This window comes from Metabacillus endolithicus (assembly GCF_023078335.1).
In the GTDB taxonomy this organism is placed as follows: domain Bacteria; phylum Bacillota; class Bacilli; order Bacillales; family Bacillaceae; genus Metabacillus; species Metabacillus endolithicus.
Map to the genome: position 1 here is coordinate 3852580 of NZ_CP095550.1, position 25608 is coordinate 3878187.

General features: G+C 34.6%; 17 protein-coding genes and 3 pseudogenes. 19 read left to right on the top strand and 1 reads right to left on the bottom strand.

Going from position 1 to position 25608, the window contains the following annotated elements; translation table 11 throughout:
• Window positions 1-7: 7 nt before the first annotated feature.
• From MVE64_RS19660 to MVE64_RS19670, 3 genes are all read left to right on the top strand, one after another.
• Window positions 8-1120: a cupin domain-containing protein gene (locus tag MVE64_RS19660; RefSeq protein ID WP_247340514.1), complete on the top strand. Its 1113-nt coding sequence runs from the start codon at window positions 8-10 to the stop codon at window positions 1118-1120.
• 164 nt (window positions 1121-1284) lie between these two features.
• The gene (locus tag MVE64_RS19665) at window positions 1285-1776 is read left to right on the top strand and encodes a DUF2798 domain-containing protein (RefSeq protein WP_247340515.1); all 492 of its coding nucleotides are present in this window, start codon (window positions 1285-1287) and stop codon (window positions 1774-1776) included.
• A gap of 121 nt (window positions 1777-1897) precedes the next feature.
• Window positions 1898-2884, top strand: coding sequence for an AraC family transcriptional regulator (locus MVE64_RS19670; protein WP_247340516.1), 987 nt, complete (start codon window positions 1898-1900; stop codon window positions 2882-2884).
• A 38-nt stretch (window positions 2885-2922) separates the two neighbouring features.
• On the opposite strand, the gene MVE64_RS19675 is transcribed toward MVE64_RS19670, so the two are convergent.
• Window positions 2923-4485 (bottom strand): alpha-L-rhamnosidase-related protein, encoded by a 1563-nt coding sequence (locus MVE64_RS19675; RefSeq protein ID WP_247340517.1) that lies wholly within the window; start codon window positions 4483-4485, stop codon window positions 2923-2925.
• A 193-nt stretch (window positions 4486-4678) separates the two neighbouring features.
• Between MVE64_RS19675 and MVE64_RS19680 the strand changes: the two genes are divergently transcribed.
• From MVE64_RS19680 to MVE64_RS27510, 16 genes and pseudogenes are all read left to right on the top strand, one after another.
• On the top strand, window positions 4679-6430 hold the full coding sequence (locus tag MVE64_RS19680) for a cache domain-containing sensor histidine kinase (protein WP_247340518.1): 1752 nt from the start codon (window positions 4679-4681) through the stop codon (window positions 6428-6430).
• Window positions 6431-6432: 2 nt separating this feature from the next.
• Window positions 6433-6723 carry a response regulator gene (locus MVE64_RS19685; RefSeq protein WP_247340519.1) on the top strand — a complete coding sequence of 97 codons (291 nt, stop codon included), beginning with the start codon at window positions 6433-6435 and terminating at the stop codon, window positions 6721-6723.
• A gap of 38 nt (window positions 6724-6761) precedes the next feature.
• Entirely contained in the window at window positions 6762-7913 is a 1152-nt protein-coding gene (locus MVE64_RS19690; RefSeq protein WP_247340520.1) for a helix-turn-helix transcriptional regulator, read from the top strand.
• Window positions 7914-8179: 266 nt separating this feature from the next.
• A complete protein-coding gene (locus MVE64_RS19695) occupies window positions 8180-9502 on the top strand; it encodes an ABC transporter substrate-binding protein (RefSeq protein WP_247340521.1) in 1323 nt (440 codons plus the stop codon).
• Window positions 9503-9580: 78 nt separating this feature from the next.
• Window positions 9581-10445 (top strand): annotated as a pseudogene (locus MVE64_RS19700) (carbohydrate ABC transporter permease).
• Entirely contained in the window at window positions 10445-11326 is an 882-nt protein-coding gene (locus tag MVE64_RS19705; protein WP_247340523.1) for a carbohydrate ABC transporter permease, read from the top strand. Before MVE64_RS19700 ends, MVE64_RS19705 begins: the two are co-directional and overlap by 1 nt.
• Window positions 11327-11422: 96 nt before the next feature.
• Window positions 11423-12562 (top strand): alpha-L-rhamnosidase N-terminal domain-containing protein, encoded by a 1140-nt coding sequence (locus MVE64_RS19710; protein WP_247340524.1) that lies wholly within the window; start codon window positions 11423-11425, stop codon window positions 12560-12562.
• The gene (locus MVE64_RS19715; RefSeq protein ID WP_247340525.1) at window positions 12559-14262 is read left to right on the top strand and encodes a family 78 glycoside hydrolase catalytic domain; all 1704 of its coding nucleotides are present in this window, start codon (window positions 12559-12561) and stop codon (window positions 14260-14262) included. Before MVE64_RS19710 ends, MVE64_RS19715 begins: the two co-directional genes overlap by 4 nt.
• A gap of 70 nt (window positions 14263-14332) precedes the next feature.
• Window positions 14333-17250 (top strand): annotated as a pseudogene (locus MVE64_RS19720) (alpha-L-rhamnosidase).
• Window positions 17251-17864: 614 nt separating this feature from the next.
• Window positions 17865-20693: an alpha-L-rhamnosidase gene (locus MVE64_RS19725; RefSeq protein WP_247340527.1), complete on the top strand. Its 2829-nt coding sequence runs from the start codon at window positions 17865-17867 to the stop codon at window positions 20691-20693.
• Between the two features lie 495 nt (window positions 20694-21188).
• Window positions 21189-21410, top strand: coding sequence for a hypothetical protein (locus MVE64_RS19730; RefSeq protein WP_247340528.1), 222 nt, complete (start codon window positions 21189-21191; stop codon window positions 21408-21410).
• Window positions 21411-21648: 238 nt separating this feature from the next.
• On the top strand, window positions 21649-23028 hold the full coding sequence (locus MVE64_RS19735; protein ID WP_247340529.1) for an MFS transporter: 1380 nt from the start codon (window positions 21649-21651) through the stop codon (window positions 23026-23028).
• Between the two features lie 106 nt (window positions 23029-23134).
• Entirely contained in the window at window positions 23135-24124 is a 990-nt protein-coding gene (locus tag MVE64_RS19740) for an AraC family transcriptional regulator (RefSeq protein ID WP_247340530.1), read from the top strand.
• 181 nt (window positions 24125-24305) lie between these two features.
• Window positions 24306-24395 carry a family 1 glycosylhydrolase gene (locus tag MVE64_RS19745; RefSeq protein WP_247340534.1) on the top strand — a complete coding sequence of 30 codons (90 nt, stop codon included), beginning with the start codon at window positions 24306-24308 and terminating at the stop codon, window positions 24393-24395.
• A 42-nt stretch (window positions 24396-24437) separates the two neighbouring features.
• A pseudogene (locus tag MVE64_RS27505) lies at window positions 24438-24857 on the top strand (family 1 glycosylhydrolase); the annotation flags it as partial.
• Between the two features lie 267 nt (window positions 24858-25124).
• A complete protein-coding gene (locus tag MVE64_RS27510) occupies window positions 25125-25574 on the top strand; it encodes a family 1 glycosylhydrolase (protein WP_281730510.1) in 450 nt (149 codons plus the stop codon).
• The last annotated feature ends 34 nt before the right edge of the window (window positions 25575-25608 follow it).

The following is a 25608-nucleotide window of genomic DNA, read 5'->3' on the forward strand; positions in this document are numbered from 1 at the left end:
AGAAGACATGGCTGAAAAGAATGAATTTTTTAACAGTACAATTGTTCAGGATTTTAATAGAGACATAGAGCAATACCATTTAGGACCCTTATGGAATGCCATTCCGGATTTAATGAAGCATACCCCTGAACCACATGCACAGGCATACTTATGGAAAAGTGAATTGTTAATGAAAAAGCTACAGGAAGCTACACAAATATTCACTCCAGATCGTGGGGGAGAAAGAAGAGCGATTTACTTACAAAATCCAGGTCTAAATTATAGAAAGCCATGGGGCTGGGCATCAACGACTCAAACATTATACGCAGCTGTTCAGTTAATACAACCTGGCGAAACTGCACCATCTCATCGACATGTGCAAAACGCACTTCGTTTTGTCATGGAAGGAGAAGGGGCATACTCCATTGTTCAAGGTGAAAGAATCTTTATGGAAAGAGGAGACTTCTTAACAACACCAAATGGTTTATGGCACGGTCACGGACATGAAGGTGATAAACCGATGATCTGGATGGACTGTCTTGATATTCCAACAATCTACTATCTTGGTGGAACATTCTTTGAACCATACCCAGATCGTATCGAGCAGCCTAGTCTTCCAGATAACTATAGTTCACAACGCTACCAAGGTGGAATGGTTCGTCCGATTTCAGACCGCTATTCGAAAAAAGCTCCTCTTGGGTCTTATAAATGGCAAGGAACTGAGGCAGCAATCAACGGCTTAAGCCGATTTGAGCCAGATCCGTATGATGGCTATGCAGTTGAGTACATTAATCCTTCAAATGGCGACACAGCTTGTCCTACCATTGCAGCTTGGATGCAGAAGCTTCCTGCTGGATTTAGAGGGAAAGCACATCGTCATACTCATGCATCCATCTATCATGTACATGAAGGGGAAGGTCACACAATTATTAACGGTGTTCGCTTTGATTGGTCAAAAGGAGACTTCTTTGTTGTACCAAACTGGGCGTTACACGAGCACGTTGCTTCAAGTGATAGTTATTTATTCTCAACAAATGATTTACCAATCTTAGAGAAATTCGGGTTGGAGCGTAAACAAGAGTATGATAAGAATAATGGATATCAGACGATAACTGGTGAGTTTACTCCGGTTTTAGGGTAATTAATCATTATATATTTATTTCAAGGCTTACATAAAAGATGTAAGCCTTTTACTATTTTGGAGGAATGACAAGGCTTTCAAAACGTTCATAGAATGTTCACTTACGAGGAAATTTTATAATCGATATACTTACAAATGCACAAACAACAGGAAGGATGAGGAATTTGCCAACAACGAAAAAAGAAGGTATTTATTTTGGTGTGATGATGTGTACCGGTATGGTCATTGTGATGGGGTTTTATAATATGATTCTTACTGGAATGCTTGGAGAAATTTCTATTATTGAAGGACTTGGTCAACTTTTAAGTGCATTTATTGTAGCATTATTGCTAGATTTATTTTTAGTAGGTCCTTTTGCGAAAAAGATTGCTCTATCACTACCATTTGATAAGTCTAAGAAAGTTTATATGATCCTGTCTATTTCATTCTTTATGGTGCTGGGCATGGTTATTTTTATGTCACTCTATGGAGTCATTGCTGCTTATTTAACGAATGGGCTGCCAACAGATTCTTTTTTACAAAGTTACCTGTCTACAGCAGCCAAAAACTTTGCCTTAGCTTTTCCGCTTCAGCTTATTGTAATGGGGCCACTTGTTCGATTTTTGTTTATGAAGTTTGTTAAAGGTGAAAAGAGAAACATAGTCGAGTCAGTATAAACTGAAATTGCTAATCATAAAAAAAGGTTGCTCATAAAAGAGCTACCTTTTTTATTCGTTTAAGGTCAAGTGATCTGATATGATTATGGTGATAAAATAGTGTTTTTAGAGGTGTATTCAGATGAACCATGACCAGTTAGATCAATATCTTCGCAAGCTTGATGAGATAGAGAAAATCCAAATTCTAACAAATGAAAACATTAACGACTTTGATGGTAGGGAACTAGTGGTCAATGATGGTCAATCTATTCCACGTTTGGATGAAAAGTATTTTTTTGATAAAGGTCCTATTTTTATAAGTAAACATCATCGATATGCCGACATGCCATTACATATGCACACATTTATTGAAATGAATTATGTATATTCCGGCGAGTGCGACCAGATTCTTAATGGAAAAGAAATAAAACTAACTGAGGGGCAAATTTGCTTATTAGATAAAGATGTGCCACACAGTATTTCAGCACTTGGTGAAAATGATATTGTTGTAAATATACTTATGAAAAAAGATCCTTTCACCATGTCATTACTTGGACAGCTAAGTAAAAAGGGGATTGTTTCAAGCTTCTTAATGAACGCAATCTCAGAAAATCAACACCATGATCGCTATATTTTGTTTCATTCAGATCAAAATCAAAATCTTCAATATATCGTAAAAAATATGCTTTGTGAGTATTTTGCTCAACGAGAATATTCTTTGGAAATGGTCAACTATTATATGCCGATCTTATTAACCGAGCTTATGCGTGTATATCAGCTTGATAAAAATTTTGAGCTTCCTCAATCATCAGGGAAAACAAGTATTTTGGACATTCTCCACTATATTGAGAAAAATTATAAAGATTGTACATTAACAAGGTTAGCTGAAACATTTAACTTTAATGCGAATTATCTAGGAAATATGTTGAAGGAGAAAACGGGGAAGACGTTTTTAGATCTTATTCAATCTCAGAAAATGATAGAGTCTGCTTCTTTACTTAGGAATACTGAGAAAAGCATCGAGGATATTGCTTACCAAGTGGGGTATGACAGTCTTAGTTTCTTTTATCGTAAATTTAAAGAGTTTTATGGAGAAACACCAAATAAGTATAGAAAAAATAAAAAATAAACCTTGTGCGCGGAAAAACGCACAAGGTTTGTTTATGATTATAGGTCATATTTTCGAATAAGGTAAGTTGGAGTACAACTCCAAGCATGACAATAACTATTAATTAAATAGCTTCCATATGGAGAGAAATCTTTATTTTCAGGATCATACAGCTCCCAAAATGTATCCGCACCATCCTTAATCATTTCACCCCAATAAGCCTTTAGTTGAGAAATGGCTTGTTCTCTTTCACCAACTAATAATAAAGCCTCAACAAGATAATGATACATATATGGAGTTGTTAATCCAATCTCAGGCCTTGTTGCTAATAAATGGTTCATAAGCTTTTGACTATTCTCAGAATCAAACACCTCAGCATGGACCATCCATATTTGAGTTGCCCATGAGACTTGACGATTCTCACCGCTAACAAAAAAGCCTTGGTCTTCATCCCAAAGATGAAACAGTGTTGCCTTAATAACATCTTGCAGTTTTTCTGACAATAAATGACTTTTCTCACTATTTACTATTTTCGCTAATTCACTTGCTCTTCTCATTGTGTAAATTAAGATGGCTTGTGAAGGTGCTTGTTTGTTTAGCTTTTCATGCCAATCAATAAATGACCACCATGTAGTATCATCTTTCACAATTCCATTGTCATCCAAACGCTCTAAGGCAAGCTCAACCTGCTTGTATGCTAATGGCCATAAGTCATTTAGTGTTTCTATATCTTTGGTTGCTTCATAATAATCAAATAATGTTGTTGTAAATAATAGCGAATAATCGAACAAATACGTATCATCGGCAATGAGTGATGGAGCAATAAATAAATTCGCTGCCACTTTTCCGTTTTCTTCAGGAACACCTGCGAATAAATATAAACATCTTTTTACAAGATCATTTGTTTCAAAGGTTTCGTAATTCGCTAATGCCTGCAATCTTAAATCTCCTAGCCACAAGCGGCGGTCACGTTTAGGGCCGTCTTCAAACACTTCCTGCATACAATCCTCAAGAGTTTTAATACTAACTTGGTCTATTTTCTCTATTAATGAATCTTCATGATTTAATTTTTTTACTTTTGAGACATCTGCTGAAGTAACCGTTTTGCATGTGATATTTTCGAAAGAAACTCGATATTTTGGTGATGTATTTAGCACTTCGATCTTTAAATAACGAAAGCTATAACGGCGTGGAAGTTCTAGCTTTGTTGGCATCACATCAATATGCATCACTTCTTCTTGTAACCAAGAAGAGCTAAGCCAACCATCGTATTCTGAAAATGGCTCCGCCATTTCAACGGGCATTTCCCCGAAGGTTAACTTAAGATGTAATGGAGCATCCGGTGGACTTCCAATTGGTTTAATGTTCAACGATAAATAACCTACTAAATGTGTTCCAAAATCAAGAACAACTGTATCTCCTTTCCCATAGTTTTTATTTGTCATGTTGTCAGCAGCTTCAATAGTATTTACTTTCCATCCGTGAATCACATTAGAATCGGGAATAACGTCAATGATATGTTTAGGTTGAACTGTTTGCTCAAAAAATTGAGGCATAAGTTCTTCAGCTTTTGTAATAAACTCTTCATTTCTAACAATTGTTTGTTCAGTTTTTTGCATCATAACGATTTGAACCTCCAATGAGTTTTCTCTTACGTATAGTTAAAGCGATTACATACTATTTAGGCAATGTTTGAACTACAGTCATTTTTGCTTGTTTTACAGGTTATTAAGATAAGGGGTTGAAAACATGTGCCGTAGCGTTATATTAAAGGATAAGATTTAATTAAAACTTGATAGGAAATGGAAGGATGAAATGAAAGAGGCATTAAGAAGAATCCTATATCTATTACGTCCAAGAAAAATAAGAAATAAATATTTTTTGTTTATGATCATGCTGTCTATTCCACCACTTTTTATTTTAGGATTTATTAGTTTTAATATTGCAAAAAACACACTAGTGGACAAGCAAGTTCAAAGTACTCAAGAGCATCTAAGAACATCAAGTGAAGTGGCAGATCTATTATTTGATAACATTATCAAGATGGAGAGGTTAATTTCCTGGAACGATGGAATTAGGCAAGCGTTAATTGACAGTTCGGAAGTTGGAGGTAATAGAGAAATAGATGATGAAACAGGGGAAAGAATGAACAATTTAATTTCGAGTTATCTTATTGATACGCAGGATATTGACTCGATTTGTTTATTTGATAAAGATTTTCATTCAGTGTGTTATGGAAATTCAGATAGTTACGGAGCTTTGGAACAAAATGGAACACATCAATATATTTCTCTTACTGAATGGTACCAAAAAAGTGTTGAAGCAAAAGGAAAGCCAGTGTTTAATAGCTATAATGTTTTAACAAATGATTTACAAACATTTTCTTCTGTGAAGTTATTAAAAGATCCACAAGGAATTTTTGAAGAAGAGGTGACTGGTTTATTAGTCGTAAACGTCAAGAAATCTATGTTTTCAAAAGTCTTCAATGAAAATGATGAAAGTAACTTTGTAGTCTTAGATTCCGATGGATACAGCATCCGACCAATTTATACGTATCCACAATCATTTTCCGGTCGAATTAGAACAAATCAAGATAAGGAAAGTCTTATTAATGAACTAGAGAATGATCAATATATTGTTAATTCTTATAAAAACAAAACAACAGGTTGGAGTTTAATGCTTTTAATAGAAGAAGATAACCTTTTAAAAGAATCCAATCAGATTGGACGAATTACAGCGATTATAGCCTTGATTATAGCCATCATTGCCCTTTATTTATCATTTATTTTATCTGGTAGGATAACAAGGCCATTACGACAACTTAAAAAGATGGTCATTGGTGGTGCAAAAGAATTATACAACGATGTAGAACTTACTGATAAAGATGAAATTGGAACGATTAGTGAAACATTCAATCGATTGAATGTAAGAACGAAAGAATTAAATGAAAAGCTTGTACGTTCTGAGTTAAAGGAAAGAGAAGCTGAATTAAGAGCTTTACAAGCTCAAATCAAACCGCATTTTCTATACAATACATTAGACTCAATTTACTGGATGGCCACATTGCAAAACAATCCTGAAATTGCAAAGATGGCTTTCTCGCTTTCAAAGAGCTTTAAGTTAAGTTTAAATAGTGGTGAGGAACTGATCCCTGTTTCAAAAGAGTTAGAACATATTGAGCATTATATGACAATCCAAAACTTAAGATATAATGGTCGTTTTGAATATATAGAGCAAGTGGATAAAGAACTAATGGATGTTGAAATTTTAAAATTATTGATACAACCTCTTGTAGAAAATGCTATTTATCACGGCTTAGAACCTAAAGAAGGGAAAGGTACGATTACAGTAAAAGGGAGATTTCAGGATAATCTGATTATCTTTAATGTTGAGGATGATGGAGTGGGAATTGATAAATTAAAGAAAGTGGATCAAGGGTATGGCCTGCGAAATGTACGTGAAAGGTTAACACTTTTTTATGGTCCTAGCAGCAAGCTGTTAGTAACAAGTGAGGTTAAGAAAGGTACAAAGGTAGAGCTTCGTTTCTTTCTTAGAAAGGAGGAGTGACATTGTTAAAAGCTGCAGTTTTTGATGATGAATTTATTGTTACAGAAGGTTTAAAGAAAATGATCGATTGGTCAAAGTACGGAATTGAATTGGTTGGTACAGCAGCTAATGGTACCGCTGCTCTACAACTATTTCAAGAACAAAAACCAGATGTTGTTTTTACAGACATTCGAATGCCTGGGATTGATGGCTTGCAGCTCGTTGAGAAAATCTTATCACAAGCACCAGAAACCAAGTGTATCGTTTTTAGTGGTTTCAATGAATTTGAATATGTTAAACGGCTATTCAGCTAGGTGTTGTAGATTATTTAGAGAAGCCAATTACTATATCAATGATCGAAGATGCAATAAAGAGAATTCTAGAAAGAATAAGTAAAGAGCAAACATACTCCACACTAAAATTGCAATGGGAGAATAGTCAGGAAGAGTTGCTGCAAAAGGCTACATTAGACTTAATCCAATCAGGAACTAAATATCTTCAAAAATGGAAAGAGCTGTTTGGAGAAAATGCTAATGACATCGTCGCTGTAACAGTTCTAGCTTCTTATTCTGAAGAGTTTTCCATTAATGAGCAGCCTTCCTACCGGGTCGTATCGTTTCGATATGGATCTGAATTTATAAAAGTGGTTTTTCATTATAAAAGGGAAATCGATGAATTTTGGAATCAGCTGCTGTTCTTATCAGAAGGCATCAGCTATCATATTGGGTCTGGTCAAACCTATTCTTCGGTAGATGATGTGTACAAAAGTTATAAAGATGCAATAGAAGCATTAAAATATGGAAGCTTTCTAGAGAAAAGTGGATGGACTCGTTATGAGGATGTTGGGAGTAATTCTGACCTTCCTCGACAAGCTTTAGAACAAGCAGATGAAATTATATTCTATATCCGTACAGGAAACAAACAAGGATTATTACAACAAGTTGAATTATACATTCATGAGCTTGAAACTGAAAAATTGACTAGAGATATTGCTGAACGCGAAATATTAAAGCTTGTTTATTTAGCTTTGGAAGTGGCAAAGGAAACAGGTGGAGACATTTTTAAGATGAAGCAAAGTAAGTATCTACCTCAAGTTGAGATAAGGGAAAAGCAGAAGAAGGAAGAAATGTTAAACTGGTTACGACAACAAATGGAAATGATTATGAATTGGACATTAGAAGTCCGTGATACAACGAAGCACGCTTCAGTTGAAAAAGCCGTTATTTTCATGAAACAAAATATAAGTCGTGATCTTACTCTTCAAGAAGTAGCAGAACATGTTGGAATGAATGCAACGTATTTTAGTTTATTATTTAAAGAGGAAATGGAGTTATCCTATATTAAGTACCTAACAAGACTCCGTATGGAACGTGCAAAAGCTCTTCTTAAGGAAGGAAATAAGGTATCTACTGTTAGTGAAATGGTAGGATATCATAGCTCTAGACATTTTTCGGACGTATTTAAAAAGTATACTGGATCTAAGCCTAGTGAATTTAAAGGATAAGTTAAAACTCCACAATCCAATTAAACAAAAAAGGGACTTGTTTTTATACTACACAAGGCTCTTTTTTTGTATATACTTCCTATTTTCACTAAAAACCGGACCTAAAACAAAAAAAACGTACATAAACCTAAAAAAGTAAGCACTTACAAAACTTAATGAAATCACTTACAATCTAAGCATAGAAAGAAAAACAAAGCCTCATAGTACATAGACATAAGGCTTTGCAAATGCTAGTACAAATTATTAAGAGAAATGGGGTCTTATTAATGGTTCTTAAAAACAGAAAGAAAATATTATCATTAGTTACATCGGTCGCACTTTTTTCAGGCATTTTAGCTGGATGTAGTGGGAATGAAGGAAATGAAAAGTCAACAGGCAATGAAGGTGAAGAAGCAGTAACACTCACAATGTTAGTTGATAACCAGACACAATTAGAAGGTATCGAAGCAATTACTGATGCAATTGAAGAGAAATATAACATTAAAACTGAATTTGAAACGCGTCCAGGTGGTTCAGAGGGGGATAATATTGTAAAAACTCGTCTAGCAACGGGAGATATGACAGATTTAGTTTGGTATAACTCTGGTTCGCTATTAGGAGCACTTAACCCAGAACAAAACTTCGCTGATTTAACAAACGAGCCTTTTATGGAAAATGTAATGGATAATTTCAAAGAAGCTGTAAGTGTTAATGGTAAAGTATTTGGTATTCCAGGAAATGCAACCAATGCAGGAGGTTGGTTGTATAACAAAAAGGTTTATGAAGAGCTTGGACTTTCAGTACCAAAAACTTGGGATGAATTAATGGCAAATAATGAAAAAATTAAAGAAGCGGGTAAAACTGCAGTAGTTGGAACGTTTAAGGATGCTTGGACATCACAATTAGTTGTACTTGCAGATAATTACAATGTTCTTGCAGAAAATCCTAATTTCCCAGAAGAATTCACATCAAATAAAGCAAAAATTGCTGATACACCTGCTGCACTACGTAGCTTTGAAAAACTAGAAGAATTACATGAAAACGGATATTTTAATGAAGATTATCTTGCAACAACATACGATGCTGGTTTGAAAATGCTAGCGGAAGGTACTGGTGCTCATTATCCAATGTTAACTTTCTCGCTATCTGCTCTAGCTGCTAACTATCCTGATCAAATGAATGATATTGGATTTTTCCCACAACCAGGTGACAGTGCTGACAAAAATGGACTAACTGTTTGGATGCCGGGAGCTGTATACCTTAACAAAAATAGTGAAAATATTGATGCTGCGAAAAAATGGATGGAATTTTATGTTTCACAAGAAGCAATAGATTTGTATAGTTCAAAAGTTAGCCCAGATGGTCCTTTTGCAATAAAAGGTGCAGAACTCCCTGAGGATGTTTACGGCGCAGTAAAAGATATGTTGCCTTATTATGAATCAGGAAACACTGCTCCTGCACTTGAGTTCTTAAGTCCTGTTAAAGGTCCTAACTTACAACAAATTACTCAACAAGTTGGAAGCGGCATTAGCTCTGCGAAAGAAGGAGCTGAGTTATACGATAAAGATGTTGAAAAACAAGCCAAACAACTAGGTATTGAAGGTTGGTAACAAGCAATTCTATTAAAAGTGGCCCTGACTAGATTCTAGCAGGGCCAATCTTTTAATAGTTATGAAAGGAGTAGTAATGTGAATAAACTAACAGGAAAAACATATACGTATGCATTCTTATTACCTGCAGGAATTGTTTATTTTGTATTTTTCTTATTACCAACGATTATGTCATTATTTTTCAGTATGACATGGTGGTCATTAACAGATTGGGAATTTATTGGCTTAGAGAACTTTAAGACATTTTTAACAGAGCCCTCTTTAAATATTGGATTTAAGAATACAGTTATCTATGCAGTTGTTACTAGTGTATTAAAGGTTATTTTAGGGCTATTACTTGGTATTTTCCTTTGTGGAAAGTTAAAAACAGTTGGTTTTATTCGATCAATGGTATTCTTCCCTACATTACTTAGTACAATTGCCGTTGGGATTGCATTTACAATGTTGATGCATCCTTCACAAGGTATGATTAACATTGTACTTCAAGGGATTGGAATTACTGGGCCAGATTGGTTAGGTGACACACGAATCGCATTAATATCAGTAGCCCTTGTAGATGTTTGGAAAGGTGTGGGAATGGCAACCGTCATATTTATTGCAGGAATAATGTCCATACCGGAAGACTATTATGAAGCATTAATGATTGATGGTGGAAATGCATGGCATAAGTTTAAAAGCATTATTTTACCACTTAGTCGTCCAGCAATGAATACAGTTATTATTTTATCCTTTATTGGAGGATTAAGATCATTTGACTTAATATGGGCGATGACTAAAGGAGGTCGGCTTCAGTACAGATTTAATTGCCTCGATCATCTATAAACAGTATCAAGCCGGTTTTTATGGGCTTTCAACAGCAGGAAACGTTATCTTATTTATACTTGTTTCCGCTTTAGCATTCCCTCTATATGCTTATTTAAATAAAAAAGAGGTGGATTTATAATGAGTAACGTGAACGTAAATACCTCAAATCAAACTGCATCAAATAAAGTGAAAACAGCAAAAAAAGTAAGGGAATTTTTAGTAGAGTGCTTCGGAGTATTAGCAACATTAGTTGTGTTTGGAATCCCTTTTTATTTTGTTGTTGTGAACGCTTTAAAAAATACAAAAGAATCGTCTCTATTAAATATGGATTGGCCTAGTACAATTCATTTAATGGAAAACATTCAAAGTGTGTTAAGTGCTTCAGACGGAATAATTATTCGTGCATTTTTTAATAGTGTAATGATTACTGGATTCTCTATTATTCTTTTAATTTTATTTGGTGGTGCTGCTGGCTATGTGTTGCAGCGTAAAGTAACAAAAGCTACTCCACTTTTTAACTTTTTAATCTTAGCAGGACTAATCATTCCTCCAGCTGTTGTACCAACAATTTGGGTATTACAAGAAATCGGCCTATTTAAAACTATGCCAGGTATTGTTTTAATTGAAGTTGCACTTAACTTACCATTTACTATTCTCTTATATCGTGGGTTTATGGTTACAATCCCGAAATCACTGGACGAAGCTGCATTAATAGATGGTTGTGGTCGATTTCGATTATTTTTTAATATCATCTTACCGTTGCTAAAACCAGTTTCGGCAACAGTTATTGTATTAACAGCGGTAAACGTTTATAACGACTTTGTAAATCCGTTATATTTCTTCCCAGGAAGAGAAAACGCAACTCTACAGTTAACTCTTTATAATTTTATGAGTGCGTACAACACTCAGTGGAACTTACTATTCACTAATGTATTGTTAATTTCAATTCCACCTCTGATTTTGTTTATATTATTTAATAAAAAAATTGTAGCTGGAATGACGGCAGGATCTGTTAAGTAAAATTGTGTATTAGTTGTAGAACAAATTCATGTAAAAATAAAGACCCGAAAAAAGAAGTATATTCATTTATCGGGTCTTTTTGATGGGGGTACTTCTATGGAATGGAAAGCTAATTGGATTTGGGATAAGAGTGGGGATCATCCAAGAAATCAGTGGTCTTGTTTCAGAAAAACATTTTCTGTTCTTTCTGAGTATGAATCTGTAACATTATCAATCTCTGCTGATACAAAGTATACCGTATATATAAATGGTGTGTATTTAGGATCGGGTCCAGTACGTGGTTGGACATCTGAATGGTATTTTGACCAATATGAATTAAGTGGATTGAACCAAGGAGAAAATGTTATTGCAATACTTGTTAATCACTATGGGATCGGCACAATGCATTATATAGAGGGACACGGTGGTTTAATATCACAAGTTGATTTTTACAATAAAGATCGACTGATCAATCAACTAATAACTGACGAAACTTGGAAAACATCAAATCATAAAGGTTTTGTTAAGGAAACTGTAAAAATGTCTAACTGTCTTGCATGGGCAGAAATTTATGATGCGAATTTATTTCCTAATGATTGGGAAAAACCAGATTTTGACGATACATCTTGGAATAATTCCGAAATTATTGGTTCTTATGGGATGGCCCCTTGGAATAATCTTATTCCTAGAGATATTCCAGGATTAACAAATGAACCAACTTTTCCTAAAAGTGTTTTATCTTTAAAAGAGGTACAGCCTATAGCTCAACATTATTCTATTGATTTAGGACCAACTTTTTTTAAGGGAGAATTCGCTAGTAATTCGGGTAAAATCATGCAAGGGTATGTAGTTACGGAAATTCACTCTAATCAAGAGATGGAAGGGGTCATGACCCTTATCTTTGATGCTCACGCTGAAGCAAAATGGGAATTTAAGTTAACTGGTGTCGAATACAAAACACAAAACGGAAAATATGAAAAAGTAAAATTAAGAAAAGGTTCAAATCTCTTAATTATTGATGTAAGTGGATCTTTTCATGAGCCAATCATGTCTTTAGCGTTTGATTTTCCTGAAAAAATAGAGTTAAATGCACCTTTTTGGGGGGATAAATCAAACTTTTTAGCAATAGGACCATTTTACACGGATACAAGGCTTCAAATTGGAAAGCCTGTTCCAAAAACGATCCCATTGACAAAAGAATATTTACAAATGAGTGAGGTATCTTCCTTAAACGAATTAGAAGCATTTATAAAATGAAATTTAAAGCAATTCCAAACGAACATGTTTGTACAGATAACGTGAGCCTTCTTTCTATGTTTAAAGAAGATATTAAGATCCATACTTTGGGTTTTCAACATCAAAATATGGTGTTGCCAAATCAGAGCTTTACGAAAGTAGATCCAATGGATAAAGGGGATACAGAATATATAATCGATTTTGGTAAGGAATACTTAGGTCATATTGAGTTTGAGCTTGAAGCTGAAATGGGTACAATTTTTGATTTTTTCTTATTTGAAGGTCTTCACCAAGATGGACGAATAGAACATACTTTTTCTTTGAATAACTCTCTCAGGTATATTGCGAGGAATGGTCGTCAAGTGTATCGTTCCTATATACCAAGAGGATTTCGCTATATGTTGCTAACTATTCGGAATTTTAGCAACCCATGTAAAATTTTCCGAATAAAGGTAGATGTAGCCACATTTCCAACAGGAAATATAGGGGTTTTTAGTAGCTCGGATTATCAATTAAATCAAATTTGGGAAATCTCCAAACATACAATAAGAATGTGTTCTCAAGATACAATCATTGATTGTCCAGCCTATGAACAAGCGCTTTGGACGGGGGATTCCTATAATATATCTTTAATGAATTACTATACATTTGGTAACTATGATTTAGTTAGAAGATGCTTAAGACTAATTTCAAAATCTATTTATCGATCTCCTCTACCAGAATCACATGTACCAAGTGGATGGCAAAATGTCTTAACAGCATGGTCCATTTTATGGATGATGGCATGTAAAGAATATTATCGATATTCTGGAGACGTAGAGTTTATTAAAGAGATTTATCCTGAACTTAAGCTGACAGTTCAACGTTTTAAAGAATTTATTAATGAAGATGGATTACTAGAAATTGCAGCCTGGAATATGCTTGATTGGGCACCAATGGATACAGAGCATAATATTGTTACTCATCAAAATGCACTCCTTGTTGATGCGTTAAGACAATCTGCTTATTTAGCATCGATTATTGGAGAAGATGAAGATGAAAATAACTTTAGAAACCAAGCAGAGAATCTTAAACAAGCAATAAACAATCATCTATGGGATGAAGTTGATATGGTTTATGTTGATAGCATTCATGAAGATGGTACTAAATCAAAAACTAGAAGTGTACAAACAAATTTAATTGCCTTTATTACAGGTTGTGCTGAGGGTCGACGCAGAAAATATGTAGAGAAATACATTGAAAATCCTCCTGGAAACTTTGTCCAAATTAAGAGTCCTTTCGTTCTGTTTTTCTATTATCAAGCTTTAATGAGTTTAGAGAAGAACGATTTAGTTTTAGATAATATACGAGATATATACGGACATATGTTAGAACATGATGCTACAACCTGCTGGGAAGGTTGGGAATTAATTGAAGGAGATTTCAGTCGCAGTCACTGTCACGCCTGGTCAGCAGCTCCGACTTATGTATTCGGAGTGCTCTTTTTAGGTGTTAAACCACTAGAACCAGGATTTACAAAAGTAGAGATCTCTCCTCAGTTAAATGGTCTAAAGTGGATAAAAGGGTCAGTCCCAATTCCACAAGGAAAGATCAATATTTATTGTAAAGATTTGGGGGACTATGTTGATTTACGAATTACCCTTCCAGATCAAGTTGAAGCACAGATCAAAGCACCAACGAATAATACAAAAGTTCTAGTGAATGGCCAACATTATTTTTAGACGTAAATAGGTTTGTAGATTTAAAGTCAAATTTAGTGAGTATTAACCACTAGTGAAGGGGAGATTTATAATGAATGGATTACATGTAACAACACTTACTTGTGAGTATAGAACGAATCCACTTGGAATTGATGTGAAAAAACCACGAGTAAGCTGGCAAATTGAATCTGACAAACGAAGCACAATGCAAATTGCATACCAAGTACAGGTTTCTCGTACTGAAAATAATTTCAATTGTCCTCTATGGGATACGGGTTATTTCGAATCTGATCAATCAATTCAAATCGTATATGAAGGTCCAGATCTTTCTTCTCAAACAAGATACTTTTATCGTGTGAAAGTGTGGGATAATTATGGACGTGAGTCTGAGTGGAGCCAAGTTGCGTGGTGGGAAACTGCTCTATTTGAAACAACAGAATGGAAAGCGAAATGGATTACTCCAGACCCAGAAGAACTTAATCCAGCATTAGAACCAGTTTTTCTTTTACGTAAAGAATTTGACTTAAAAGAAGGAATTGAATCAGCACGTATTTATGCAACAGGTGTAGGTCTTTACGAGATCTCTTTAAATGGTGAAAGAGTTAGTGAGGACTTACTTGCTCCTGGTTGGACTAGTTACAGCCATAGAATCCAATATCAAACATATGATGTAACAGATCAGCTAGAACTCTCGAATGCAATAGGGATAATGGTAGCAGACGGATGGTACAAAGGCAATCTTGCATGGGAGGGTAAGAGCAACATATATGGTGAAAAACGAGGAGTTATTATTCAATTGGTTGTCCGCTATCAAGATGGAACAGAGCAAGTAATTATAACCGATGAATCTTGGAAGGCTTCAACAGGTCCAATTCTCTATTCTGAAATTTATCACGGGGAAACATACGATGCTTGTCTCGAAAAAAGGGATGGAGCAATCATTCCTTTAACGATTTCAATTGGAATAATGTAATAGTTATTCATATCCCGTTATCAAAATTGGTTGCTCAAGAAAATAATCCAACACGAGTAACTGAAACACTTAAACCTCAGTCAGTATTTGTTACTCCTGCAGGAGACACGGTGCTAGATATGGGACAAAACATGGTTGGACGAATGAAATTTACTGTAGATGCACAAGCAGGTACAAAGATAATCCTAAGTCATGCAGAAATTCTTGATAAAGATGGTAATATTTATTTAGGTAATCTTAGAACTGCAAAACAAAAGGTAGAATATATCACAAAAGGTGAGGGAACTGAAGTATATGCACCATATTTTACCTTTCAAGGCTTCCGCTATGTTAAAGTAGAAGGTTACCCTGCAAAAGAAAACGGTCTCTTATTAGACTCTTTTGTTGGTGAGGTAATACACACAGACATGACACCAGCTGGAGAATTTGATTGTTCAAATCCAATGGTTAATCAGCTCCAACAAAATATTCAATGGGGACAACGCGGTAACTTCGTTGATGTTCCAACAGATTGTCCACAACGTGATGAGCGCTTGGGGTGGACTGGTGATGCACAAGTGTTTATTCGTACAGCACTATTCAATTATCATGGAGCACAATTTTTCACCAAATGGCTTCGTGACTTAGAAGTAGAGCAGCTTCCAGATGGAGGGGTACCTTTTGTTATCCCGAATGTAATTGACGGTCATTCATCTGCAGCATGGGGAGATGCTGCTGTGATATGTCCATGGACAGTCTACCAAAGCTATGGTGATAAAAGACTGCTAGAAGAACAGTATGCTAGTATGAAAGCTTGGGTAGAATATATCCGTGCACAAGGTGAAAACGAATTTGCTTGGAATACAGGCTTCCATTTTGGGGATTGGTTAGCATTAGATGCAAAAGAGGACAGCTACTTTGGTGCGACACCAAATGAGTTAGTTGCTACGGCATTCTATGCTCATTCAACTCAAATCTTACGTGATGCAGCTCGTGTTTTAAACAAGACAAAAGATGTAAGAGAATATACTGATCTTTTAGAAAAGGTTAGGAGATACTACAGTGATGAGTTTGTAACACCATTAGGTAGATTAGCTATTTCTACTCAAACAGCACATGTTCTTACATTAATGTTTGATCTTGTTGAAGGTAAGGTTAAAGAACGAGTAGCAAAAGATTTAAATGAGATGATTTTAGAAAATGACTATCATCTTCAGACTGGATTTGTAGGAACACCATATTTGAATTTAGCTCTTTCAAATAATGGCTATCATGAAACAGCAATGAAGCTATTGCTTCAAGAATCTTATCCATCATGGTTATACCCTGTAACAAAAGGGGCAACTACCATTTGGGAGCATTGGGATGGAGTGAAAGAAGATGGATCATTCTGGAGTGATGACATGAACTCATTCAACCATTATGCTTATGGAGCAATTGGAGATTGGATGTACAGAGTTGTTGCGGGACTCGATATGGATGATTCAGAGCCGGCTTATAAAAAGATTAAAATTCAACCTACTATTGGTGGGAGAGAAATGACTTATGCACGTGCAACTCACCAATCTATGTACGGACGTATTAAATCTTCATGGAAAATCACTCATGAAGAAGTAAGAATGGAAATCGAGATTCCAGTAAACACAACAGCACAAATTATTTTACCACATGCTAAGATTGAGACAGTTACAGATAATGGAGTTAGTATTGGTGAAGCAGACGGTGTACTAGAAATTACACAAATCGAGGAGGGTATTCTATTTGTAGTAGGATCAGGATCATACCAATTCGTTTATTCTAATGATCGTGGATTAAAACCTATCTATTCTGAGAATTCTAGAATTATTGACTTATTAACAGAACAAGAAACAAAACAAGTTCTTGAATCATTTATACCGGGTATTTCGAACCCTCATGGTGTTTTAGCTCAGTTAAGAATTCACCCAATTAAAAAACTACTAGAAAACCCGATGACAAAAATGACAGATAATCGACTAGTAAAACTTATTGATGCTTTAAATTCAATAGAATGGGAGTTAGATTCTATAATACAATAACAAAGTTAAAAAGTCAGCGATTGCTGGCTTTTTCTTTCTATAAACAATAATTCGTAATCTAGAAAGGAGATTTTCCATGTACGAACATATTGTAGCGTTTAGATTTAATGAACATATCACAGAGGAAAAAGAACAGACATTTGTAAATAAGCTAAAAACTTTTAAATACCTGGAATCGTTGAACTCACTGCGGGAATAAATGTGACAGAGGGAACAGAACAAAAATAAGGGTATACATTAGGTTTATGTATTACATTAAAGGATAAGCAGTCTCACTACAAATATCAACCACATCCTATTCATTAAGAGTTTGCCAAATCTTTAACAGGTGCTATTCATAATGTCATTGTTATAGAGTATAAAATTTAGTTTCTATGATAATTGAAACTATAGTTATATATGTCATCATTATTCATATGAGCGAAATATGCTGAGGACTCTCAAATATAAGGGGGATCCTCTTTCTAAATTTTAAGATCTGAAGCTTCATAAATCTTTGATTCAAGCAATCATGCACTTGTTTTGGTTATATAAATACGTGAAAACGATTGCTAAAATAGAGTAATAAACTCCTTAAAATTTAATGGGATTTTTAGGAATTGGAGGAAACAAACATGAACATCATTGAATTGAAAGTGAACCATATTAACAATCCTATTGGATTTCATTTAGATCATAATCTAACGTTTTCATATAAAGTTGTAAACACAAGCGCAAAGAAGCAAGTAGCTGCACAAATTCAAGTAGCAAAATCTTCTTCATTTGAAAATGTGATATATGATACAGAAAAAGATGAGAGCATTAGCAGCTTAAGTCATCATTGCAAGCTAAATCTTTCCTCCCGTACAAGATATTATTGGCGTGTAAAGGTTTGGGGGGAAAATGGAAATTGCGCAACAAGTGAGACAGCTTGGTTTGAAACGGCTAAGATAGATGAAAAGTGGAGTGGGAAATGGATTACACCAAATTTTTCGCCAGATATACATCCTGAACTTGTGAAGAATATTCACATGACTAAAAAAGTACAAAGTGCAAGAGTATATATTTGTGGACTAGGACTTTATGAAATGTATATTAATGACACAAAGGTAGGCAATGAGTATCTAGCTCCCTTTAATAATGACTATGATAACTGGATTCAATACCAAACGTACGATATAACAGATAGCTTTGTTAAGGGAGAAAATGAGATTAAAGTTCTCTTAGGGAATGGCTGGTACAAAGGAAGGTTTGGATTTGAGGGAGGACATGTCAACATTTATGGAGATCGTTTTGCCTTACTAGCTGAGCTGCATCTTTCATATGAGGATGGTACAGCTGAAGTCATAACAACTGATACGACATGGAATGCATATAAAAGCAAAGTGCTTGAGAGTGAAATTTACGATGGTGAGGTATATGATGATACATTTACAATTGCTGAGAAGTTTGAAGTAAGTGAAATTGAACTGGAAATTTATGATCGTCTAACAGCTCGGTTAAGCTTACCTGTTACGATTAAAGAAACATTAACACCAGTAGATCTACTAGCAACTCCAGCTGGTGAAACAGTAATAGATATGGGACAAAATATGGTAGGATGGTTAGAATTTGAAAATAACTTACCAAAAGGAGCAAAAGTTACGTTGCAGTACGGAGAAATCCTTCAAGATGGAAATTTTTATCGTGAAAATCTTCGTGACGCAAAGGCAGAATTCACTTATATTTCTAATGGTAAAGAAGAGTTCGTTCGACCTCATTTTACTTTTTATGGATTTCGCTATGTAAAGGTAATCGGATGGGTAGGGGAGCTAAATAGTAAAGATTTCACTGGATGTGTGATCTACTCGGATATTGATCAAACAGGTTTTGTTGAAACTAGTAACTCTGTAGTTAATAAGTTATTTGAAAATGTAATGTGGAGTCAAAAAGGTAACTTCCTCGATATTCCAACCGATTGCCCACAACGTGATGAACGGATGGGCTGGACAGGTGATGCCCAGGTATTCTCGGGAACAGCAGCCTACAACATGGATGTTTATTCATTCTTCAGTAAGTATGGCTATGATCTATGGTTAGAACAGAAAGTAAGAAATGGTGCAGTTCCAATGACAGTTCCAGAAATTCCATCGCCATTTAAACCTGAAAGTAGTTCAAGCGCTTGGGGTGATGCGGCAACCATCATTCCTTGGAATATGTACCTTTTTTACGGAGATAAATCTATACTAGAGCAACAATTTGAAAGTATGAAAGCATGGGTTGACTATATAAAACGATTTGATGAAGAATCTGGTGGTTATCGCTTATGGAGGAATGGTTTTCACTTTGGTGACTGGCTAGCATTGGATGGAGAAGATCCTAACATGCCAACTGGTGGAACAGATAAATATTTTATTGCGTCTTCTTACTATTATTATTCAGCTAATATTGTGTCAAAAGCTGCGGGGGTATTAGGTAAACTAGATATCGAACATGAATATCGTACTTTAGCACAAAACATTCGAAATGAGATCCAAAATGAATATATCTCACCTTATGGAAAAATGACAATTGATACTCAAACAGCGTATGTTTTAACTTTATTCATGGATTTAGTCGCAGAAGAACATCAACAAAGAGTCGCAGAAGATCTAGCTAACCGAATCCTAAAAGACAATAAGCATTTGAAAACAGGTTTTGTGGGTACGCCATATATTTGTCAGGTACTTTCAGAATATGGATATAACGACTTAGCCTACACATTATTATTAAATGAAGATTATCCTAGTTGGTTATATGCAGTAAAGCTGGGTGCCACAACTGTATGGGAAAGATGGAATTCTGTTTTACCTGATGGAAAGATGAATCCTCAAGGAATGAATTCACTTAATCATTATGCATATGGTGCAATCGTGGAATGGATGTACAAGTATATGCTTGGTATTAAACCAGTCGAAACGAAACCAGGCTTTAAACATGCTATCATTGCTCCTAAGCCACACTGGAGAATGAAATGGGCAAAAGGGAATTTGAATACTGCATCTGGGAACTATTTTGTTTCATGGCACATTCAAGAGGATGGCCAGCTGAATTTTACCGTTGAAATTCCATTTAATACATCAGCAACACTTTTTCTACCTGATGCAAGGAAAGAAGATGTAGTGATTGTATTTGGTGAACAAGTTGAAATGAGTCAAAAAGAAAATGACGTAATCATTTGTTTGGAATGTGGAAACTGGCAGTTTACTTATAATCCATCTCAATCCTATGTAAAGACATTTAGTAGAAAAACAAAGCTAAAGGAATTAATGGACATTCCACCAATCAAGGAAGTTTTAAATGAAATTCCTGAAATAAAATCTATTCCTCCATACCTATTAAGTATATACGAACCTAAAACACTTGAAGAGATACTATCGACTGAAAATTCTATTGAAGGAAACGAAAAGTTAGACAAAATAGAAAAACAATTTAAAGAAATATAAGCATTAAATAGTAAAAATATTTGCTATGACTATTTTGTCTTCCGTACTTTTTTATTCCTGGTTTAAAGGGGCTCTGTGTACAAGTAACTAGAGTCCCTTTTCTATATGAAAAAATAATTGAAAGAAGGAAAAACTCCATGAATTAATAAGAAACATGAAAATTTAAAGTAAAATAAGATTAATTATTATTTTAGGCATTGCTTCTATGCTTTTAGTGGGATATATAAGTTTTTCTAATATAATGGCCGTTGTCAAAACAAAGTGAAGAAATGTATAATGAGCAACTTAAGTCGATTAGTATTCTTGGAAAGATTAAAGCAAGCAATAGATTAATTGATTTTCTCACCTTCCAAATAATAGATGAACAAAGTACGGAAAACAAAAAATCAACTAATTCAATTTCAAAACGAAGAGCTTCGTACAAATTCTAACCTAATAGCTAATTTTTAAAAAACGAATCTCTTAAATAAAGAAGAGGAACTATTAGCCGATTATATGGAAAATTGGACAGTTCTTGATGAAGTTAGAATTAGTATTATTGAAGGCTTAGAAGATGGGCGAGGCACTGAAGAAAAAAGGGAGTTATTGATTGTGAGTGAAATGATTGTGGACCAGCTGATCACGAGTAAAGAAAAAGCTGCAGAGGAAATAAATAAAGCTAACAACGAGCAGAGTAAAAATACACAGTTTAAATTTGAAGAAATTAACAATGTCTAGTTTAACAATCTAAATGATACATTATTCAAATCTTTGATTCGAGCAAAATATCGCTTTCATTTTAACATTACTTAATGTGTAAGCGATTGCTAAAATGTATTTAACATAAGAATTTCGTACTACAATTTTTGGGGTTTGAGTCACTAGTTCTTATTAACATGAGCAACGTGGTAGAGAAAAAGGGTGGAAATGAAACCGCTACAATTCGATTGATAAATAAGTAAGGGAGTGTAAGAAAATGGAGACAGCAAGAAATTATGATTTGTACTATGAAAGTACTCAAAAAACAGAATTGAAAAAGAGAGAAACGGCCTCATATATTGGAGGTGGATTAGGCAATTCTTTGCTATCTGGTCTTATTAATGTTTATCTAATGATTTATGCAACAGATGTTTTTGGAGTATCAGCATTAGCAGTAGGTTCAATCTTCTTTATTGCTAAAATTGTTGATGCCATTTCAGATCCAATTGCTGGTATCGTTGTAGATCGAACAAGAACAAGGTATGGTAAATTTAGACCTTATTTAATCGTAAGTAGTATCATCTGGGTTGTATTAACAATTCTTCTCTTCAATGGTCCAGATCTTTCTGATTCAGGGAAATTCACTTACTTATTAGTATTCTATATTTTATGGGGACTAGCTTTTACGTTTTTCGATGTTCCTTATTGGAGTTTCTCAACTGTAATGACACAGGATGAAACAAAACGAACAAGATTAGTATCGATAGCCCGTGTTTCAACACTTGTAGGATTAATTCTTCTAATGCTAGTAGGAGGGCCAATTGTAGCTTATGTTGATGGAATAAATCCGGGTAGAGGTTATTCAAATTTAGCTATTTATGCATCTGTTTTAGCACTAATCTTTATGTTAGTTATGGCCTTTACATGTAAGGAAAGAGTTAAATCTAGTAATGAGACGATTAGTTTAAAACAAACATTGGCTTATTTGAAAATGAATAGACCATTACAGCTCACCCTTTTAACGGCTTTCTTAGGACTATCAATGCCAATTTCTCAATCACTTTCAGTCTACTTTGCTGTTAATAACTTAGGTAGCATTTCATATATGACGATGTTAAATGTACCTGCATTGGCAATTGTCTTTTTAATTCCAATTATCGTTCCAGCTTTAACAAAACGATTCGAAAAGAAATACATCTTTCTAGCTTGCTCAATTGCAAATGCTGTAATTCTTTTAAGTTTATTCTTAATTGGTTATGATAATTTACCACTTGTTTTTATTTTAAATGGTATCACCTTACTATTTGCTTTAATAAACTCAACAATCATTTCATTGTTAATTGCAGATTCAATTGATTTTGGGGAATGGAAGACTGGAAACCGTTTTGAAGCTATTTCCTTTGCAGTACAATCATTTACAAGTAAGTGCCAAGGAGCGATAACAGGGTTAGTTGTTGGTTTCATTTTAACCTTTATTGGCTATCAAGCTGCTTCTCAAAGTCAAACTGCAGAAACAGTTCATGGAATATTTACTGGATTTACGTTAGCACCGGCTGTAATCGGTATCATTGCAGCAATTCCAATTCTCTTTATTAAGTTTTCTGGAAAAGTACGAGAAGATGCGATAGAGGAAATTAAACAAAGACGACAAGCCTAAAATTCTATAACCTACTCATGAAGTTGCGTTGCATTGCATGAGTAGGTTATTTTCATTTATATATATATATGATATAATTTCGTAATTTGAAAAAAGGAGATTTTGTATGAACGGCGATGAATTGCACTCATTTTTAGAACATAACAACACGCACAAAGCTGCCGAGTGGGATTTAATTAAGCGTGAATTTAATCCGGAAACTGAGGAAATAAATGGTGAGGAAGTTTATGTTTTTGATATGATTTTTGATCAGACAATAACGCCTATCGAAGATCCTATCGGAATATCCCAGCAACTACCTACTGCGTTTATTCCAATGCACATTCATCACTATATTGAATTAATTTATGTTTATAGGGGGAAATGTACAGTTGTTTTCCAAAATGTTAAGAGAACCATCTCTGAAGGTGAAATAATTATAATAGAAAAAAAGACACCTCACGCAGTAAATGGGTTGAACGATAAGGATATAGTGATCGATATAAAATTAAAGCATGACTACTTGTCATCTAGTTTTCTAAGTAGATTCACTCATAAAAGTATCATTTCTCAGTTCTTAATAGACTCACTTATAAACAATAGAAGTGTAAATAATTATCTATATTTTCCTTTTAATCCTCGCTCAAAAATCAAGGGAATTATGGCACAAATTATGTGTGAGTATTTTGATAAAGATTTTTGCTCAGCAGATATGATTAATTCATATATGTTTATATTGTTTACAGAATTGATTCGCCACGGTACAAACATAGATAACGTAAAGTCAAGAGATTCCAAGCAAGATGTTATAGCTCTTGATTTTTTGAAATATATAGAAAAGCATTATATGGATTGCAGTCTAACAGAAATGGCTGCTCACTTTAATTATCATCCTAACTATGCCTCCTCTGTTTTAAAAAAATCAACAGGGAAATCTTTTAAGGATCTTCTCCAAATTCAACGTCTGAATAAAGCAGCGTTATATTTAACAAATTCTGACCTAACTGTAGGGGAAATTGCAGAAAAAGTAGGATATACTAGCTTATCTTTCTTTTATAAAAAATTTCATGAGATTTTCTCGCAAACTCCTAAAGATTATAGAGAAACTAACCTTTAAGAATTTGGCAAGAATCCTAAAAAACCGCATTTAAAAACGGTTTTTTTTTCAATCACATTTCCGAAAATATATATTTGATTCGAGCAATACTCCTCTTTCTTTCTAACATTAAAATCAATGAATGCGTTTGCTAAAATAACTTTATAGAAGCGTTTAAAAAAGCAAAAGGAGTGCAAACGACATGACATTTCATTTTCCATCACAATTTATTTGGGGTTCAGCTACTGCAGGCCACCAAGTTGAGGGGAATAATATAAATACTGATTTTTGAAATTTTGAAGAGCATGCAGAAGGTTCGCCTTATAAAGATAAATCTGGTGATACGATAGATCATTATAGGCTTTATAAAGAAGATATTGCTTTAATGGCTAGCCTTGGATTAAAGGCTTATCGATTTTCAATTGAGTGGTCTAGAATTGAGCCTGAGAAAGGGCAATATTCCTATTCGGAAATCGAACATTATCGAAATGTGCTCGAAACATGTCATGAACATGGTATTACACCTGTGGTGGCAATGCATCACTTTTCTTCACCGAAATGGCTAATGAGATTGGGAGGATGGGCAAGTCCTGAGGTGCCCGATCTTTTTGCAAAATATTGTGAAGTTGTATATAAAGAGATTGGGCATTTGATTCCATACACTCTTACTATGAATGAAGTTAATCTTCCTGTTATGTTAAGAGAAGTATTTTCAAATATTGGCTTTATTCCTCCAGTTGGAATAGAGAGAGATGCGTGGACTGCTCCTAAATGGAGAGAATCAGCTGCTAAATTATGCGGTACAACATTTGACAATTATTTCACTTTTCATATGATTTCCGATGAAAATTCTATTAAGATATTAAAATCAACGCACAAAAAAGCACGTGAGGTTATTAAACGTATATCTCCGAATACAAAAGTGGGATTTTCGATGGCACTTTCAGATATTCAGTCCATACCAGGTGGAGAAGAACTTGCAGAGAAGAAATGGCAAAGTTATTTTGGACAATTTCAAGATATGATCACTGGTGATGACTTCTTTGGCCTTCAAAACTATACTCGTGAAACATATGGTCCAGAAGGACAAGTAAAGCCAGATGAAGCCACTGAGTTAACACAAATGGGATATGTTTATTGTCCTGAAGCACTTGGAAAGGTGATTAGAAAGGTTAGTCAATCAGTTCAGATTCCAATCATGATTACTGAACATGGTGTGGCAACGGTAGATGATAAAAGACGTGTTGAATTTATACGAAGAAGTCTAGAAGGTGTGCAATCATGTTTGAAAGATGGAATTGATCTTATCGGGTATCTTCATTGGTCAACTTTTGACAATTTTGAGTGGAATTCCGGTTACTCGATGCAATTTGGGTTAATAGAAGTTGATCGAACAACTCAAGAAAGAAAAGTGAAAGAAAGTGGACGTTTACTTGGGCAAATTGCTCAGAACTCACTAGTTGCGAGATAAACAATTTATGTAGACAATAGGATAACCACCTATA